This window comes from Microbulbifer hydrolyticus, assembly GCF_009931115.1.
In the GTDB taxonomy this organism is placed as follows: Bacteria; Pseudomonadota; Gammaproteobacteria; order Pseudomonadales; family Cellvibrionaceae; genus Microbulbifer; species Microbulbifer hydrolyticus.
In genome coordinates, this window is the sequence record NZ_CP047491.1 from 1129633 (window position 1) to 1145987 (window position 16355).

The following is a 16355-nucleotide window of genomic DNA, read 5'->3' on the forward strand; positions in this document are numbered from 1 at the left end:
ACCCCGCAAAAGCGGGGTTTTCGTAGCTGAAAGCGGCGAGTATCAGGACTCGGCCATTTCTTTCAGCTTCTTCAGCGGGCGAATCTTGACCTGGATGCTGGCAGGCTTGGCCTTGAACACAGTCTCTTCGCCAGTGAAAGGGTTGATACCCTTGCGTGCCTTCTTGGCCGGCTTCTTCACGGTGGTGATTTTCATCAGGCCGGGGAGGGCAAACTCGCCAACGGCGCGCTTCTTAACGTGACCTTCGATCAGATCGGTCAGCTCGTCCAGAACAGACTGAACCTGCTTGCGGGACAGCTCGGTGTTCTCGGCGATCTGGTTCAGGATCTGGGTTTTGGTGTACTTATCTTTGATCGCAGTTACTTTCTTGGCCTTGGGGGCGGCCTTGGCTGCTGCTTTCTTGGCTGGTGCCTTCTTGGCTGCAGTCTTCTTGGCGGGTGCTTTCTTAGCTGCGGCTTTCTTCTTTGCGGCCATAGTTAGCTTCCTTCTATATAGGTGTTATAGGTGTTTTTTCCAGTGAAAGTGTTTGTACATCAGGGCGTACCCAGGTACTGAGCTGAAGTATATCCAGTTTTTATCGGTGCGCACGGGGTAAAATCGGAAAAAAAGTGCTTTTTTTTAGGGTTTTGGTCGAATATTGGCCCTAAAACGACCGGCGCCGCACCACCTGCGAGCATCGTGTACCCTTCCGGAACAGCCTTCTTCTGCCGGCGCAGGTGCTCATGTATAATCTGCGCCCCTTTATATTCAGTGAGATCCGGGTACTAGCGATGCCTATCTATGAATACCAGTGCAAGGCCTGTGGCCACCAGTTGGAAGCCCTGCAGCGTATGAGCGATGCTCCGCTGACAGACTGCCCCGCCTGCAACAAAGCGGAACTGAGCAAACAGATCAGCGCCGTCGGCTTCCGCCTCAAGGGCGGCGGCTGGTACGAAACCGACTTCAAGACCGGCAACAAGAAGAACCTTGCCGGTGATAACGCCAAGCCCGCCGGTAGCGGTGGTGGCACAGAATCCAAAGCCAGCTGAGAAATCTGGGCAGGTTGCAACAGGCTGCATTCAGAACAGCAAGCAGAATTGAAACTCTACTAAGGGAATAAGACTCCATGCGCACCGACTACTGTGGCGCCCTGCGATCCGCCGATATTGACCGCGAAGTAACCCTGTGTGGCTGGGTAGACCGCCGCCGCGATCACGGTGGAGTCATCTTCATCGACCTGCGCGACCGCGACGGTATCGCGCAGGTGGTATTCGACCCGGACGCCGCAGAGCATTTCGAACTGGCCGACCGCGTGCGCAGCGAGTACGTCCTGAAAGTCACCGGCCGCGTGCGCGCCCGCGCCCCGGAAGCGGTGAACCCGAACATGGACACCGGTGAGATCGAGGTCTACGGCCTGCAACTGGAGATTCTCAATAGCGCCGAGACTCCGCCGTTCCAGCTCGATGAGCACACTGCCGTGGGCGAAGACGTGCGTCTGAAGTACCGCTACCTGGACCTGCGCCGCAATGAAATGCAGCGCAACCTGCGCTTCCGCTCGCAGATTACCAATGCCATTCGCAACTACCTGGACGGCGAAGGCTTCCTGGACATCGAGACCCCGATCCTGACCCGTGCCACCCCCGAAGGTGCCCGTGATTACCTGGTGCCGAGCCGTACCCATGGTGGCAAATTCTTTGCGTTGCCGCAGTCACCGCAGCTGTTCAAGCAGTTGCTGATGGTGTCCGGTTTCGACCGTTACTACCAGATCGCCAAGTGTTTTCGCGATGAAGACCTGCGCGCAGACCGCCAGCCCGAGTTCACCCAGATCGATATCGAGACCGCTTTCCTCGATGAAAACGCCATCATGTCCATCACTGAAGGCATGATTCGCAAGCTGTTCAAAGAGCTGAAAGGTGTGGAGCTGGGTGAATTCCCGCGCATGCCGTTCAGTGAAGCAATGGAGAAATTCGGTTCCGACAAGCCGGACCTGCGTATTCCGCTGGAGCTCGTCGACATCAAGGACCTGATGACCGAAGTGGATTTCAAGGTGTTTTCCGGCCCGGCCAATGACCCGAAAGGCCGCGTTACCGCGCTGAAAGTACCCGGCGGCAACGACAAGCTGACCCGCAAGCAGATCGACGATTACACCAAATACGTCTCCATCTACGGCGCCAGGGGCCTGGCTTACATCAAGGTCAACGACAAGTCCGACCTGGACAATGGCCTGCAGTCGCCCATCGTCAAGTTCCTGCCGAACGATGTGCGCGCTGCCATCCTCGACCGGGTACAGGCGGAGAACGGCGACCTGATTTTCTTTGGCTCCGACAAGGCGAAAGTGGTATCCGAAGCGCTGGGCGCACTGCGCTGCAAGCTGGGTGAGGACTTGAACCTGTACGTTGCCGAGTGGGCGCCGCTGTGGGTGGTGGACTTCCCGATGTTCGAAGAGAACGACGACGGTAGCATCACCGCGCTGCATCATCCGTTCACGGCGCCGTCCTGCTCGGTGGAAGAGCTGGAAAAGAGCCCGCTGGATGCCCTGTCCCGCGCCTACGATATGGTGCTTAACGGCACCGAGCTAGGCGGCGGCTCTATCCGTATCCACAATCAGGACATGCAGCAGGTCGTATTCCGCGCATTGGGTATCAGCGCCGAAGAGCAGCGTGAGAAGTTCGGCTTCCTGCTGGATGCCCTCAAGTACGGTGCGCCGCCCCACGGTGGCCTGGCCTTCGGCCTCGACCGCCTGGTAATGCTGATGACCGACAGCGATTCCATCCGCGACGTCATCGCTTTTCCGAAGACCCAGAGCGCGGCCTGTGTCATGACCGACGCACCGGGTGCGGTTGACGCAAAGCAGTTGCGCGAGCTGAGCATCCGCCTGCGCGCGAAAGAAGAGCAGGTGGGCTAACGTTTTCCCGGGGTATTCTGCCAGTGGCGGAACCCCGGAAAGCAGCATCCAGGCCCCGGCCGGCGCCGGGGGTAGTGAGCAGTACAATTGAGCAGCACAATAGAGCCACAAACGGAGAATACCGGAGAGAGATTAGATGGCGGGACATAGTAAATGGGCCAACATCAAACACCGCAAAGCGGCGCAGGACGCCAAGCGGGGTAAGGTTTTCACCAAGATCATTCGCGAGCTGACGGTTGCCGCCAAGGCCGGGGCCAACCCGGAAGACAACCCCACCCTGCGGGCCACTATCGACAAGGCCCTGGGTGCGAACATGAAGCGCGACACCATCGACAAGGCGGTCGCCCGAGGTGCCGGCAACGCTGACGGAGACAACTATGAGGCGGTAACCTACGAGGGTTACGGCGTTGGTGGTGTGGCGGTGCTGGTGGAGTGCCTGACGGACAATCGCAACCGCACTGTGGCTGAAGTGCGCCACGCGTTTACCAAGCGCGGCGGCAACCTGGGTACCGACGGCTCTGTGGCCTACCTGTTCTCCCGCAAGGGGCAGATGTACTACGAGCCCGGAGTGGATGAAGACGCGCTGATGGAAGCCGCGCTGGAGTCCGGTGCCGAGGATATCGAGACCAACGACGACGGCAGCATCGAAGTCACCACCGAGTTTACCGATTACATGTCGGTCAAGGACGCGCTGACCGAGGCTGGTTTCAAGCCGGACAACGCCGAGATTGCCATGATCCCGTCCACCACGATTCCGCTGGATAAGGATGGTGCAGAAAAGGTGCTGGCACTGGTGGATATGCTGGAAGACCTCGACGACGTACAGAACGTATACACCAACGCGGACATTGCCGAAGAGCTGATGGCCGAGTTGGGCTGACAGCCCCTGATGCTTCCCCCATGCCCCGCTTGCCGGGGCATTTTTGTATCTGGTGATCGCAGACCCTTCACCCGGCCTTGACGGCCCGCCGCGGCCTTGGGACACTTCCCGCAACAATTGTATAAATGTACAGGGGGCTGCCTGCCGTGACCCGAATTCTGGGAATAGATCCCGGCTCGCGCAAGACCGGTTACGGCCTGATCGATATCGAGCGCTCCCACGCCCGTTATGTGGCCAGCGGCGTGATCAGGCTCCCCGATGGCCCCTTGCCGGAGCGCCTGAAACTGATCTTTGACGCCGTGAGCCAGATCGCCCAGCAGTACCAGCCGCAGCAGATGGCCATCGAGAACGTGTTTATGGCCAAGAGCGCCGGTTCCGCTCTGAAGCTCGGTCAGGCGCGGGGGGCGGCGATTGTCGCGGCCACCCATGCGGATCTGCCGGTGTCGGAATACGAAGCGCGCAAGGTCAAACAGGCGGTGGTTGGTAATGGCGCGGCCGACAAATTGCAGGTACAGCATATGGTCAAAACCCTGCTGAAACTGCCGGCTTCTCCGCAGGAGGATGCCGCCGATGCCCTGGCGGTGGCTCTGTGCCATATGCATACGATGCAGACACTGATCCAGTCTTCCGGGGGTGCCCGGGCGCGTTTCCGCCGTGGGCGATTGAGTATTGGGTAGCCGGGGTCCGCGCCGCCGCCAAATTTGAAAAGAACATATCACAGGGCTTCAAAAACGAAGCCCTGAAAGTGAATCAGGAATAACAATGATCGGAAGACTCACCGGCACCCTCGCCGCAATTCAGCCTCCTCAATTGCTGGTGGATGTCCATGGTGTGGGCTACGAGGTGCTGGCCCCCATGACCACTATCTTTGAGTTGCCCCAGCTCGGCGGCAGCGTTCAGCTCCACACACATCTGGCGGTGTCTGAAACCTCGCAGCAGTTGTTTGGTTTTATCCGTGATTCCGATCGGCAGCTGTTCCGGACCCTGATCAAGGTCAATGGCGTTGGCCCCAAAATGGCGCTGGCCATTCTCTCCGGCCTTGACGGTGCCGCACTGGCCCGCTGTGTGGCCGATGACAATGTCGGCGTGCTGGTGAAGGTGCCAGGCGTCGGCAAGAAAACTGCCGAGCGACTGATCATTGAATTGCGTGGCAAGCTAACCCCGCAGACAGGTGATCTCGGCGATATCCCGCTGATGGCCGCCAACGCCGAGCCCAAATTTGATCATGCCGGAGAGGCGGAAAGCGCGCTTGCCGCGCTGGGCTACAAGCCTACCGACGCCTCCAAAATGGTCGCGCGTGCGGCCAAAGAGCAACCGGAGGCCGACAGCGCCACCCTGATCCGCCTTGCCCTGAAAAGCATGGCGCCAGCCTGACTTGACCGAGATACACCGTGATTGAAGCTGACCGCCTGATTGCCCCAGAACCCATCGGCCCCACCGGGCAGGAAGAGCAGTACGACCGCGCCGTGCGCCCCAAAACCCTGTCCGACTATGTCGGCCAGCCGGTGGTGCGCGAGCAGATGGAAATTTTCATCCAGGCCGCCAAGCTGCGCAAAGAGGCGCTGGACCATACTCTCGTGTTCGGCCCGCCCGGCCTCGGCAAAACCACCCTCGCCAACATTATCGCGGCAGAAATGGGGGTGGCGATCAAGACGACTTCGGGCCCGGTGCTGGAGAAAGCCGGCGATCTCGCCGCCATCATGACCAATCTCGAGCCCGGTGATGTGCTGTTTATCGACGAGATCCACCGTCTGAGCCCCCATGTGGAAGAGGTGCTGTACCCGGCGATGGAGGACTACCAGCTCGACATCATGATCGGTGAGGGGCCGGCGGCCCGTTCCATCAAGCTCGACCTGCCACCGTTCACGCTGGTTGGTGCCACCACCAGGGCGGGCCTGCTCACCTCGCCACTGCGAGACCGTTTCGGCATTGTGCAGCGCCTGGAGTTCTACAATGTTGCCGATCTCACCAGTATTGTCGCCCGCTCCGCGGGATTGATGGGTGTGGCGATGGACGAGGGTGGCGCCCATGAAGTGGCGCGCCGCGCCCGCGGCACCCCGCGTATTGCCAACCGCCTGTTGCGCCGGGTGCGTGATTTTGCGGAAGTGAAGGGCAACGGCCATGTGTGTGCGGAAACCGCCGACGCCGCACTGAACATGCTGAATGTGGATGCCAGCGGGTTTGACCAGCTCGACCGCCGTGTGCTGCTGACCATGATCGAGAAGTTTGATGGTGGCCCGGTGGGTGTCGACAGCCTTGCGGCGGCCGTTAGCGAGGAGCGCGACACCATTGAGGATGTGCTGGAACCCTACCTGATCCAGCAGGGCTACCTGGCGCGTACCCCGCGCGGTCGGGTGGTGACCGCGCTGGCCTATGAACACTTCGGTATTCCCAAGCCCGACCGCACCTGACGAAGCGTTCGCGATCCTGTAGCATGTTTCGTCATCGCCGGTCAGTGGCCTTGAGGTCGCGCCGGCGGACCCCAAACCGCTATTTACTACAAAAACGCGTTCGCGGTCGGCAATTTAAGGACGGTGTGTGTCAGAACCTTTCTCTATTCCCATTCGCGTCTATATCGAGGATACGGACGCTGGCGGAATCGTCTATTACGTCAATTATTTAAAGTATATGGAGCGGGCGCGCACAGAATTGGTCCGCGCGCTCGGCTATGATAAGCCCGCCATGCCGCAGCAGGGGCTATTGCTGGTGGTGCATTCAGCGGAGGTTCAGTACCGCCGGTCTGCAATACTGGACGATCAGTTGCGTGCTTCTGCCAGTATTGGCAAGCTCGGCCGTGCTGCGATCACTTTCGAGCAGAAAATCTGGCGCGGCGATGAAATTATTTGTGAGGGCGTGGTCAAAGTGGCCTGCGTGGATGACGCCAGCCGCAAACCCTGCGCGTTACCTGAAACCATCTATCAAGCATTGAAGGCAGCGAGTCAATAACATGAATGCCGGTGAACAACTTTCTCTGTGGGGCCTGGTTTCCAGCGCCAGTCTGTTGGTGCAGTTGGTGATGCTGATGCTCCTGCTGGCCTCGGTGATTTCCTGGGTAATGATCATCCAGCGCGGTACTTACCTGTCGCGGGCGCGCAAGTCGCTGATCAATTTCGAGCGCCGGTTCTGGTCCGGGTCCGACCTCAACCAGCTTTTCCGGGATGGCAATGCGGCCGCCGAGAAGGGCAAGATCGATGGTGTGGAGTCCTTGTTCCGTGCCGGCTTTACTGAATTTACCCGCCTGCGCCAGCAGGGCAAGAGCAGCCCGGCGGCGGTAATGGAGGGGACCGAGCGCGCCATGCGCGTGGCCATGTCCCGGGAGCAGGAGAAGGTGGAGATGAACCTGCCGTTCCTGGCCACCGTGGGTTCCGTCAGCCCCTATATCGGCCTGTTTGGTACCGTTTGGGGCATCATGAATTCATTCCGCGGCCTTGCCACCATGCACCAGGCCACCATCGCCACGGTTGCGCCAGGTATCTCCGAGGCCCTGGTGGCCACCGCCATGGGGCTGTTTGCCGCGATTCCCGCGGTGATGGCGTACAACCGCTATTCCGCCAAGGCCGAGTGGCTGCTTTCCAGCTATGAGACCTTCGCCGAGGAGTTTTCCTCCATTCTTCATCGCAAAGTGCACGCCGCCAGCTAAGGCGCCGAGAGCGAAACCATGCCAAGAGCGAAACTATGAGCAACTTTCGCAAAGCGCCCAAGCGCAAACTGGTCTCCGAGATCAATGTGGTGCCCTACATCGACGTGATGCTGGTGCTGTTGATCGTGTTTATGGTGACCGCACCGCTGCTGATGCAAGGGGTCAAGGTAGACCTTCCTGACGCACCCTCGGCGCCGATCGATGACACCGATGACGAACCCCTGATCGTGTCCGTACGTGCCGACGGCACCTATTACCTGAATCTCGGTGACGATGAGAAGGTCGCCAAGCCGCTGAAGGAGATCAAGGAAACCGTCGCCAAGGTGCTGCGGCAGAAGCCGAAAACCCCGGTTCTGGTGTGGGGGGATACGGATGCCAAGTATGGCCTGATCGTCGGCGTCATGACCCATCTGCAGCAGGCCGGGGCTCCCAGCGTTGGGCTGGTTACCGAGCCTCCGTCAGAGTGATTCGGGGCAAGAAGCAAGATATGAAAGGCTCCTACGGCCCGGCTATCGTAATCAGTGTGGCATTGCACGCGCTTTTGATCGCGGTGCTTACCTTCGGATGGGAGGCTAAGCAGAGCCACGAGATCAAGCCAATGCCGAAATTCGTGCAGGCCAAGCTGGTTACGATGGAATCAAAATCCAACAAACCCAAAGCGCCACCGAAAGTCGACCTGCGCGAGAAGCGGCGCCAGCAGGAACTGGAGCGTCAGCGCCAGGCAGAGGCTGAGAAGAAGCGCAGGGCTGCGGCTGAACGCAAAAAGAAAGAAGAGGCGGATAAGAAGCGCAAGGCGGAGCAGGCCAAGAAGAAACGCGAGGCCGAAGAAAAAGCGCGCAAGGAAAAAGCGCGCAAGGAAAAAGAGCGCAAGGAAAAGCTGGCCCAGGAGCGCAAAAGTGCTTTTGAAGAAGCGCTTGAAGATGAAGAAGAACTGCAGGATGCCAGTGATGATGCGGTTGCGGTCATGTCAGTCGCCCAGGCGATCCAGCAGCGCATTGAGGCGGTGTGGAGCCGCCCACCCAGTGCCCGCAATGGCATGGTTGTGGAGGTCCAGATCAACTTTGTGCCCACCGGAAGGGTAGTGGCCGCTACCATCACCAAGGGCAGTGGCAACGCTGCCGTGGATAGATCGGTGCTCACTGCGGTCAAGAAAGTAGAAGTATTTCCGGAAGTGGCCGATGTGGCCCGTGAAGAACCGTCGCTGTTTGAGCGTCAGATACGAACCACCAAACTGATATTCAGAGTCGAAGGTCTGCGCCAATGATGAAAAAAACAGTCTCACTACTTTTCGCCACCCTGGTCAGCTGTGTACTGGCCGTGTCCGCCCAGGCACAGCTCGTGGTGGAGATTACCCAGGGAAACCAGGACCCGACGCCCATCGCGATTGTCCCATTTGACTGGTCCGGCAGCGGCGTGCTCCCGGAAGACGTGTCCGCTATTGTCTCCGCCGATTTGCGCCGCAGCGGCCTGTTCGCGCCGGTGCCACGGGAAGACATGCTGTCTTTTCCCAAGACTCCGGAGCAGGTCAGCTTTCGCGACTGGCGCATGCTGGGAACAGAGTATGTGGTCACCGGCCGCATGCAGCCCCAGGCCGGCGGCTACCTGCTGAGTTTTGACCTGGTGAATATCTTTGGTCAGAGCAAAATGTTTACCAAGCAGGTCACCGGGGGTGCCCAGCAGCTGCGGGATATTGCTCACCGCGCGGCAGACGAGATTTTCGAAGCCATTACCGGTATTCGCGGCGCCTTCGGTACCCAGATGGTTTATGTACAGGAGACCCGGCGTGGGGGGCAGCCCAGCTATGCGCTGATGTTGTCAGATGTCGATGGTGCCCGCGCCCGGCAGATCCGCCGCTTCAGTGCGCCGGTGATGTCGCCGAGCTGGTCGCCGAACGGTCAGGAAGTGGCTTATGTGTCTTTCGAGACAGGCCGCCCGGCGATCTTTCGCGAGAACCTGCGCTCCGGTGCGCGCCAGCAGCTTACCAACTTCAAGGGCCTGAACAGCTCGCCGACCTGGTCGCCGGATGGCAGCAAGCTGGCCATGGTGCTGTCAAAAGATGGCAATCCTGAGATCTATGTCCTTGACCTGTCTACTGGCCGGTTCACCCGGATGACCCGCCACTTCTCGATTGATACCGAGCCGAACTGGATGCCAGACGGGAAATCGCTGGTTTTCACTTCTGATAGGGGAGGCAAGCCACAAATTTACCAATTGACTCTTGCCACGGGTCAAGTAGACCGCTTAACCTTCGACGGCGACTACAACGCGCGTCCGCGGGTTTCTCCCGATGGCAAAACGCTGGTTATGGTCCACCGTAGCAGGGGGGTGTTTACCATCGCTACGATGGATATTGTATCCGGTCAAATGCGGGTCCTTACGGAGACGCGCCTGGACGAATCCCCGAGTATTGCGCCTAATGGCGCGATGCTGATGTACGCCACCAAGCGGGGGAGCAAGGGTATTCTGGCTGCGGTGTCGCTGGATGCCGGAGTGAAATACAGCCTGCCTTCGCAGCAGGGTAATGTCCGCGAGCCGGCGTGGTCGCCTTACTTTGATTGATGCAGTACTTGCCGCAGGCCTTATGTTTCTGCGGCAAGTGTGAGATCGAACAAATAAGAAGAAGTAAAACCGAAGTAAAATCTTGGGTTTGAATGATGTCTTACAGGATTTTTCGATAACACTAAAGCGGAGTTGTTTATGTTCAAATCAGTAAAAACCGGCCTCGGCCTGGCTTGCGTACTGGCAGTAATGGCCGGTTGTTCCAGCACCGACACCGACGACAGCGCCAACCAAATGGTTGAGCAAACCCCACCCCCGGTAGTTGAAGAAGCTCCGGCGACCGAAACTGTAGTACCGCTGGACAACGTCGTTTACTTCGACTTCGACCAGAGCCTGCTGAAGCCCTCTACCCGTGAGCTGCTGATCAAGCACGCTGACCGTATGCGCGCTTCCACTACCGGCACCGTGCGTCTGGAAGGCCACGCTGACGAACTGGGCACTCGTGAATACAACCTGGCTCTGGGCGAGCGTCGCGCCAATGCCGTGCGTGATTTCCTGGTGCTTCAGGGCGTAAACGCTGCCAACCTGGAAGTGATCAGCTACGGTGAAGAACGTCCTGCTCAGGAAGGTTCCAGCGAGAGCGCCCGCGCTATGAACCGTCGAGTGGTAATCAACTAATCTGGAAGCATGCAATTGTCTTTTCTGATTAGAAGTATCGCGGTAGCCGCAGCCTTTATGGCTGCGGCTTCGCCCGTATTTTCGCAGGCCCCGATTGTTGACCTGTCCAGTAGCGGCAACGCCAGTCAGGGCTCTGCAACTCCGCCTCCGCCCAGCTATCCTCAGCTGGCCAGCCGTGCCGATGCTTCGGCCGGTCGCTTGCAGGGAAATCCGCAGGCCGAGGCCTACTACCAGATGCAGGTTCTGCAGCAGGAAGTGCAGGAATTGCGGGGTGCTGTGGAGGAGTTGAGGCACGAGGTCAAGCGGTTGCGCCAGCAGCGCACCGAAGATTACATGGACCTCGACCGTCGAATCTCCAAATTGACCGGTGACACACCGGCTAATGGCGCCCCTGATTCCGGCAATGCCGGTGCCGGAGCCTCTACCTCTTCTCCGCAAGCGCCTGTAAACGGTGCTGGTAGCGGGCCGGAAGCCAGTGAAAACGAGCGCGATCGTTATCAGGCGAGCTTTGGTCTTGCCCGGAATGGCGATTACGCCGGTGCCAAAAAGGCCTTCAAGAGCCTGCTCGAGGATTATCCCAGCGGCCAATATGCGCCAAATGCCAATTACTGGCTGGGCGAGATTGCGCTGGTTCAGGGGAACATTGAGGAGGCCCGGACCTGGTTTGTGGCACTGCTGGATGGGTATCCCAATTCGAGCAAGGTATGGGATGGCCGCTACAAGCTCGGCACGGTGTATCACCAGCTGGGAGACAAGGCCAAGGCCAAAGAGTTGCTGGAACAGGTGGCGGCCAGTGATGCCCGCGCCGCCAGCTTGGCAAAGCAGTATCTGAAGGAAAACTTCCAGTAGCGATCGCCGTGGGGCTTTCCTGAATGCTGGTTTTGTGATCAAAAAAACTCTATGATCCCGCGCCCGGGAGGCATTAGCCTCCCGGGCGTTTTTATTTGTGGCGCACGGTTATCAAATAGCTGGTGGGCCTGACAAGGTGCTACGGCGGACTATGGGCGAAATACACACAGTGCAATCCAGTATCGACCTGACCAGTGAGTCGCTCCGTATCAGTGAGCTCTTTTACTCTCTGCAGGGGGAGGCCCGGGATTCCGGTCTGCCGACGGTATTTGTGCGTCTGACCGGCTGCCCGCTGCGCTGTACCTACTGCGACTCCGAATACGCCTTTTATGGTGGCGAGCGCATGACGCTGGCGGAAATCTTGCAGAAGGTACAGAGCCATCCAGCCCGCCATGTGTGTGTGACCGGCGGCGAGCCCCTGGCGCAGCCCAATTGCCTGCCCCTGCTAGAGGCTCTGTGTGACGCCGGTTATCGGGTATCCCTCGAAACCAGTGGCGCCATGCCCGTGGATGCCGTGGATGCGCGCGTGTCACGGGTCGTCGACCTGAAAACACCGGCATCTGGAGAGCAGTCCCGCAATCGCATGGAGAACATCCCCTTGCTCGGGCGCAATGACCAGGTCAAGTTCGTGATCTGCGACCGCGGTGACTACGACTGGGCCAGATTCACCCTGGACCAGTATCAGCTGGCGGACCGGGTAGGGGAGGTACTGTTTTCGCCAAGCTACGAGCAGTTGCCGGCTCGGCAGCTGGCGGAGTGGATCCTGGAGGATGGTCTGCCGGTACGCATGCAGATGCAATTGCACAAGCTACTGTGGGGCGACGTGCCCGGGGTATGACCGGGCACACCAGTTAATCAGAATTTCGGGTGAAATCGGGGTGAGTTATGAGTGATAAAAAGGCGGTTGTTTTGCTGTCCGGCGGGCTCGATTCAGCTACTGTGCTGGCCATGGCGCGTGATGAGGGTTACGAATGCTTCGCCCTGGGATTCGATTACGGCCAGCGCAGCAGTGCAGAACTGATGGCCGCACAGCGCGTGGCGGCAGACCTGGATGCCCGTGAGCACAAGGTGGTGAAGCTTGACCTCCGGGTCATCGGTGGCTCGGCGCTGACCGATGACAGTATCGATGTGCCCGAGGAAGAGACTTCCGGTATCCCGGTGACCTATGTTCCGGCACGCAATACCGTTTTCCTGTCCATCGCCCTCGGTTGGGCCGAGGTGCTGGGCGCACAGGATATTTTTGTGGGCGTAAACGCGGTTGACTACTCTGGATACCCGGATTGTCGTCCCGAGTACATCGAAGCCTTCGAAGACATGGCCAATCTGGCCACCCGCGCCGGTGTCGAAGGCAAAAAGCTGAATATTCGCGCGCCGCTGATGAAAATGAGCAAGTCCGACATCGTCAAGCGCGGTACCGAGCTGGGAGTGGATTACAGCCTGACAGTCAGTTGTTATCAGGCCCAGGCCGATGGCGCAGCCTGCGGTCGTTGTGACAGTTGCCGCCTGCGTGCGGCGGGGTTTGCGGAGGCCGGACTGGCGGATCCGACGGTCTACGCCTGACGGGTTTGCAATTTTCCGCTGAGGGCTCCTAAACCCTTATATTTGCTGGTAATTTTTTTGTAATCGGGTCTTGTGTTTTCGAATTAGATCCGTAAGATACGCAGCTCCTCAGGTTGAGGGGTCAAGGGTCGTTAGCTCAGTTGGTAGAGCAGTTGGCTTTTAACCAATTGGTCGCTGGTTCGAATCCAGCACGACCCACCATCTTCCCTCCTGTTGCTGGCGTTCCGAACGTTTCCGTCGAGCCAGTGACCATTAAAAAACTCGCCGCAAGTCGGGTTATACAAGCAGTTAGCCAGCGTCACAAAGCGAAAGTAGAGAGACGTCAGGCAATCTTAAGGGTCGTTAGCTCAGTTGGTAGAGCAGTTGGCTTTTAACCAATTGGTCGCTGGTTCGAATCCAGCACGACCCACCATTTCCTCAAGATTCCTTCAAATCATTGTCTCCAGTTCTTCGGCGTCCAGGCTTCGCGACGTTAACATTCCACTATCGAATGGCAGTCGGCTCCGAAAATCGGCGAAATTGTCCCGGATCGGTATAATGCCGCCTTTTCCCGGCAGTATCAGAGAATCATGACAGACAGCAGCGAAAAAATTGCCACCAGCCCCGCGCCCAATGCGATCGATGCGCGCGACTTCATCCAGGATCATCTGGCCCATCCGGCGATGCACGAATATACCCCGGAAGAGCTGGATCTGTGGCGCGAGCGTATCAAGCGACTGCTGAAAGAGCAGAACGCGGTACTGGTTGCGCACTACTATACAGACCCTCTGATTCAGCAGCTGGCGGAAGAAACCGGTGGCTGTGTTTCCGACTCCCTTGAAATGGCGCGTTTCGGCGCTGAGCATCAGGCGGACACCCTGATTGTGGCCGGCGTGAAATTTATGGGAGAAACCGCCAAAATCCTGACGCCGAACAAGCGGGTGCTGATGCCGACCCTGGAAGCGACCTGCTCTCTGGACCTGGGCTGCCCGATCGAGGAGTTTTCCGCGTTTTGTGATCAGCACTCCGACCGCACCGTAGTGGTGTATGCCAATACCTCGGCGGCGGTAAAAGCGCGTGCGGATTGGGTCGTGACCTCGAGTATCGCGCTTGACGTGGTGGATTACCTGGATTCCCAGGGCGAGAAAATCCTGTGGGCGCCGGACAAACATCTCGGTAGTTATGTGCAGAAGCAGACCGGTGCCGACGTACTGCTGTGGGATGGTGCCTGCATTGTACATGAGGAATTCAAGGCGAAAGGTGTGGCGGATCTGAAGGCGCTGTACCCGGAAGCGCTGGTACTCGTGCACCCGGAATCGCCAGCTGCGGTAGTGGAGCTGGCGGACGTTGTGGGCTCCACCTCGCAGATCATCAATGCCGCTAAAACCCGGCCGAACAAACAGTTTATCGTGGCGACGGACCAGGGCATTTTTTACAAAATGCAGCAGCAATGTCCGGGCAAGGAACTGATTGTGGCACCCACTGCCGGTTCCGGAGCTACCTGTCGTAGCTGCGCAAACTGCCCGTGGATGGCGATGAATTCGCTGGAAAACCTGTGCGGTGTTCTGGAGCGCGGTGACAATGAAATTCTGGTTGATCCCGAGCTGGGCAAGCGAGCGATGATCCCGCTACAGCGGATGCTGGATTTCCGCAAACCCCTCGACTGAACATAAAAAAGAGCGGCTTTGGCCGCTCTTTTTAGTTGTACCGAAGGTTGGGGAGGGTTTGGTGAACGATCAGAGTTCCTTGGCCTTCTCCTGCATCTTGATCACATCTTTCATGCGCTGTTCCAGGATCGCATGGGTCTGGTAGTCGTTCTTGGCCAGGCGCACACCGTGGCGCAGGTGCTGCAAGGCCTTGTCGAAAACGCCGTTCAGGATGTAGTACTCCGCCCGTGCCTCGTGTACACCGACAATATCACCGGCGAGGCCGTGGGTTTCTGCCAGCAGATACCATACCGCCGGATCCTTGCGGCGCACCCGGCTGTGCTTCTTGAGGATGCGCTCGGCGGCCAGATAGTTTCCGGCTTTGAAGTGCGCGTTGGCCAGCCCCATGATCAGGGCGTGGTTTTTCGGGCTCTGGCTTACCGCGGCCTGCAGCCGCTTGGTGGCGCTGTTGTAATCGTGGCGCACCATGTCGATATCGGCGCGGGCGAGAATAAACGCGTCTTTGTCCGGCTCCCTGTCCAGCAGTGGCTGTAAGGTATCCAGTGCCGTATCCGGCTTGCCCGCGGCGGTCTGCGCCAGAGCGAGGCCATAGCGTGCCGCGTCTTCGTTGTCATTGATGCCGCGCAGTTCTGCCTGGAACCGCTTCACCGCCTGCTGGGGGGTGGCCTCCGCGTTTACCCGGATGCGGGCGCGCATCAGGTGGTATTCACGGCTGTCACGCAGGGGGATCTTGTCCATACGGTTGGCGCGCAGCTTGGCGTCTGCGATCCGCTTTTCCGTCACCGGGTGCGTGAGAAGGAATTCGGGCGGACGGCGGTAGTAACGGGTGGCCTTGAGCATCTGCTCGAACATCTCACCGGCGGCCTGCGGGTCCAGTCCCGCCTTGGCCAGGGTCTCAATGCCGACCCGGTCCGCCTCCTGCTCGTTCTGGCGGGAAAAGCGCAACTGGTTGTCCAGTGCCGCGGCCTGGGTAGCGGTCATCGCGGCAATACCGGCATCGCCACCGGCAGTGGCGGCCAGTACCAGGGCGCCAAGCATGCCAGCCAGCGTGGGGATTGTGCTGTTGCGCTGGGCCTCCAGTGAGCGGGCGTAATGCCGCTGGCTAAGGTGTGCCAGCTCATGGGCGAGCACCGAGGCAAACTGGTCTTCGTTCTCGGCAAACAGGAACAGGCCGGTGTGTACACCGACAACACCGCCAGGTACGGCGAAGGCATTCATGGTGTCATTGTTGACCACCACCACGTCGAGGTTCTTGTCTTCCAGTGGGCTGTATTCGGCGAGGGACTTGAGGGAGTTCTCCACATACTGCTGTAACAGGGCATCGCTGGAGGTGCGTACCTGGCTGCGGAACATGCGCAGCCACATCTCGCCCAGTTCATTTTCCCGTGCCCGGGATACCAGACCGCTACTGGAGTCTCCCAGCTGTGGGAGCTGGATATGGTGGTCGTCCTGGGCGGTGGCCACCAGGGGGCTGGCCCCCAGTAACAGGCCGGCGGTCACACCGGCGGCACCCCGGCAAAGTCGCTGCCAGCAACGCTTCCAGGGATGGCTGAATGTTGTAAGGATCTCGGTCATATTCTTTACTGCGCCTGCCGGGTTGCCTACCGCTAACACTATACGTAACCCTGTGAGACTGTCGAGGTTTTGATCAGTGCCGCGGTAAAAGGTTCCACTGAATGACCCATTGACCTGGCGGCGCCGTTATAATTCGCGGCATTT

At 59.0% G+C, this 16355-nt stretch carries 18 protein-coding genes and 2 tRNA genes; 18 read left to right on the plus strand and 2 right to left on the minus strand.

Features of this window, described 5'->3' with window-relative positions; all coding sequences use genetic code 11:
* Nucleotides 1-42: 42 nt before the first annotated feature.
* Nucleotides 43-474, minus strand: a complete 432-nt coding sequence (locus GTQ55_RS04735; protein WP_161857704.1) for an HU family DNA-binding protein — start codon at nt 472-474, stop codon at nt 43-45.
* Nucleotides 475-770: 296 nt separating this feature from the next.
* Between GTQ55_RS04735 and GTQ55_RS04740 the strand changes: the two genes are divergently transcribed.
* The 18 genes from GTQ55_RS04740 (at nt 771) to nadA (ending at nt 14636) form a co-directional block, all read left to right on the plus strand.
* Complete coding sequence (locus GTQ55_RS04740; protein WP_161860010.1) at nt 771-1028, plus strand: FmdB family zinc ribbon protein; 258 nt, start codon at nt 771-773, stop codon at nt 1026-1028.
* A 77-nt stretch (nt 1029-1105) separates the two neighbouring features.
* Nucleotides 1106-2884, plus strand: coding sequence for an aspartate--tRNA ligase (gene aspS / locus GTQ55_RS04745; protein ID WP_161857705.1), 1779 nt, complete (start codon nt 1106-1108; stop codon nt 2882-2884).
* A 136-nt stretch (nt 2885-3020) separates the two neighbouring features.
* Entirely contained in the window at nt 3021-3764 is a 744-nt protein-coding gene (locus tag GTQ55_RS04750; RefSeq protein ID WP_161857706.1) for a YebC/PmpR family DNA-binding transcriptional regulator, read from the plus strand.
* A gap of 146 nt (nt 3765-3910) precedes the next feature.
* Nucleotides 3911-4441, plus strand: coding sequence for a crossover junction endodeoxyribonuclease RuvC (gene ruvC, locus GTQ55_RS04755; protein ID WP_161857707.1), 531 nt, complete (start codon nt 3911-3913; stop codon nt 4439-4441).
* An 85-nt stretch (nt 4442-4526) separates the two neighbouring features.
* Nucleotides 4527-5138 carry a Holliday junction branch migration protein RuvA gene (gene ruvA / locus GTQ55_RS04760; RefSeq protein ID WP_161857708.1) on the plus strand — a complete coding sequence of 204 codons (612 nt, stop codon included), beginning with the start codon at nt 4527-4529 and terminating at the stop codon, nt 5136-5138.
* Between the two features lie 17 nt (nt 5139-5155).
* Nucleotides 5156-6175: a Holliday junction branch migration DNA helicase RuvB gene (ruvB, locus tag GTQ55_RS04765; RefSeq protein ID WP_161857709.1), complete on the plus strand. Its 1020-nt coding sequence runs from the start codon at nt 5156-5158 to the stop codon at nt 6173-6175.
* Between the two features lie 127 nt (nt 6176-6302).
* Complete coding sequence (ybgC, locus tag GTQ55_RS04770) at nt 6303-6710, plus strand: tol-pal system-associated acyl-CoA thioesterase (protein WP_161857710.1); 408 nt, start codon at nt 6303-6305, stop codon at nt 6708-6710.
* Nucleotide 6711: 1 nt separating this feature from the next.
* Nucleotides 6712-7404, plus strand: coding sequence for a protein TolQ (tolQ, locus tag GTQ55_RS04775; protein ID WP_161857711.1), 693 nt, complete (start codon nt 6712-6714; stop codon nt 7402-7404).
* A gap of 35 nt (nt 7405-7439) precedes the next feature.
* On the plus strand, nt 7440-7871 hold the full coding sequence (gene tolR / locus GTQ55_RS04780; RefSeq protein ID WP_161857712.1) for a protein TolR: 432 nt from the start codon (nt 7440-7442) through the stop codon (nt 7869-7871).
* A 20-nt stretch (nt 7872-7891) separates the two neighbouring features.
* Nucleotides 7892-8668, plus strand: coding sequence for a cell envelope integrity protein TolA (gene tolA / locus GTQ55_RS04785; RefSeq protein WP_161857713.1), 777 nt, complete (start codon nt 7892-7894; stop codon nt 8666-8668).
* Nucleotides 8668-9963 (plus strand): Tol-Pal system beta propeller repeat protein TolB, encoded by a 1296-nt coding sequence (tolB, locus tag GTQ55_RS04790; RefSeq protein WP_161860011.1) that lies wholly within the window; start codon nt 8668-8670, stop codon nt 9961-9963. The genes tolA and tolB overlap by 1 nt, the downstream gene beginning before the upstream one ends.
* 138 nt (nt 9964-10101) lie before the next feature.
* Nucleotides 10102-10581 carry a peptidoglycan-associated lipoprotein Pal gene (pal, locus tag GTQ55_RS04795; protein WP_161857714.1) on the plus strand — a complete coding sequence of 160 codons (480 nt, stop codon included), beginning with the start codon at nt 10102-10104 and terminating at the stop codon, nt 10579-10581.
* Between the two features lie 9 nt (nt 10582-10590).
* Nucleotides 10591-11430: a tol-pal system protein YbgF gene (ybgF, locus tag GTQ55_RS04800; protein WP_237567828.1), complete on the plus strand. Its 840-nt coding sequence runs from the start codon at nt 10591-10593 to the stop codon at nt 11428-11430.
* Between the two features lie 151 nt (nt 11431-11581).
* Nucleotides 11582-12268, plus strand: a complete 687-nt coding sequence (gene queE, locus GTQ55_RS04805) for a 7-carboxy-7-deazaguanine synthase QueE (protein WP_161857715.1) — start codon at nt 11582-11584, stop codon at nt 12266-12268.
* Between the two features lie 47 nt (nt 12269-12315).
* Nucleotides 12316-12990 (plus strand): 7-cyano-7-deazaguanine synthase QueC, encoded by a 675-nt coding sequence (queC, locus tag GTQ55_RS04810; RefSeq protein WP_161857716.1) that lies wholly within the window; start codon nt 12316-12318, stop codon nt 12988-12990.
* Nucleotides 12991-13115: 125 nt separating this feature from the next.
* A tRNA-Lys gene (locus GTQ55_RS04815) sits at nt 13116-13191 on the plus strand.
* Between the two features lie 135 nt (nt 13192-13326).
* Nucleotides 13327-13402 (plus strand) — tRNA-Lys (locus GTQ55_RS04820).
* A gap of 157 nt (nt 13403-13559) precedes the next feature.
* Complete coding sequence (nadA, locus tag GTQ55_RS04825) at nt 13560-14636, plus strand: quinolinate synthase NadA (RefSeq protein WP_161857717.1); 1077 nt, start codon at nt 13560-13562, stop codon at nt 14634-14636.
* Nucleotides 14637-14705: 69 nt separating this feature from the next.
* Here the strand turns inward: nadA and GTQ55_RS04830 are convergent, their stop codons facing one another.
* Nucleotides 14706-16211, minus strand: a complete 1506-nt coding sequence (locus GTQ55_RS04830; protein WP_237567829.1) for a M48 family metalloprotease — start codon at nt 16209-16211, stop codon at nt 14706-14708.
* Nucleotides 16212-16355 lie beyond the last annotated feature (144 nt).